This window comes from Vibrio sp. Vb0598 (genome assembly GCF_033338935.1).
Taxonomy (GTDB): Bacteria; Pseudomonadota; Gammaproteobacteria; order Enterobacterales; family Vibrionaceae; genus Vibrio; species Vibrio alginolyticus.
This window is the reverse complement of the sequence record NZ_JAWOTP010000146.1, coordinates 1-1,294: the sequence shown is the minus strand read 5'-3', so window position 1 is coordinate 1,294 and position 1,294 is coordinate 1. Positions and strand designations below refer to the sequence as shown.

1 protein-coding gene is annotated in these 1,294 nt (G+C 46.1%); it reads left to right on the top strand.

Annotation, left to right across the window (positions count from 1 at the left end):
* Window positions 1-1,294 (top strand): methyl-accepting chemotaxis protein (locus R7Q38_RS23625; protein ID WP_318114496.1); only part of this gene is annotated, 1,294 nt, incomplete at both ends.

The window sequence follows — 1,294 nt, the reverse complement described above, 5'->3', positions numbered from 1 at the left end:
CCCAAATTTTGGTTCCGGTATTATTTACCGCTATTGTTTTGTTTATTGCTCTTTGGATTACTAAAAACAATCTTCAAGCGGAGCAAGACGTTATTGCTTCTAACCAAGAGTCTTTGGTTTTCCATAAAGACACTTTGGCGCGTATCGACGATCAAATTTACCCATTGCGCATCAGCGCGGTTTACGCAATTTACGATGCTTCTCGTCGTGAAACTTTCCTAAATGAGCTAAAAGCAGGCTTGAAACAAGTTGAAGCGGATCTAAGTGCGATCGAAGCGCGCAACCTGTTTCGTGAAGATGCGATTGAAGTGCGTAAAGCGATTGAAGCGTATGTGCAGTACTCACAGCGCTCTGTAGCGTTTTTCAACCAATACGATCAAGGTCTGAAATCAGACAACGAATACCGTGCATTTATTTCTGAGTACCGCCGTGTTGGTAATGAAATGGTGCAAGGCATCAACACTTTGTCTAAACACGTGAACGATCAAGCGGTTGAATCAACAGCAAAAAGTAACGCACAAAACGAGCGTGTTCAAACCAATGCGATGCTGACGGTTCTTGCGGTATTTGTGTTCTCGCTAATTGGTGCTTGGTTCCTATCTGGCATGATTGTTACACCAATCCAAAAGCTGCAACGTGTGATGCGTGAACTGGCGGCTGGTAACCTTTCTGTTCGTGCGGATGTCGAAGGCGACAACGAGATTGCTCAGCTAAGCAAAGACGTTAACCAAACCGCGTCTCAACTTTACAGCATCGTTGATCAGTTAACTCGAATCAGTGAAGAAGTGGCGTCTGCATCAACAGAACTTGCTGCAGTAATGACGCAAGCAGAAGCGAACGCTCAACAAGAATTGGCAGAAATCGAACAAGTTGCTTCTGCGGTAAATGAGCTAGCAAGCACTGCAAACAACGTAAGTGACAATGCGACCTCTGCTGATGCGACAGCACGCGAAGCGGACGGTCTAGCGCAATCTGGTTTGGCTATCTTCCAAGAAAGTGCAGACGCAAGCGCGCAAATGTCTCAAGCATTGAACGATGCCGCGCAAGTTGTACTGCGTCTAAAAGAGCAATCAGTACAGATCAACGATGTTATCGAAGTGATTCGCGGTGTATCTGAACAAACGAACTTGTTGGCGTTGAACGCAGCGATTGAAGCAGCACGTGCTGGTGAAGCTGGTCGTGGTTTTGCGGTAGTAGCGGATGAAGTTCGTATGCTAGCGGCACGTACTCAAGATTCAACGCAAGAAATCTCAACAATCATTGAAGAGCTACAAGCGCAATCAGGCCTTGCTAA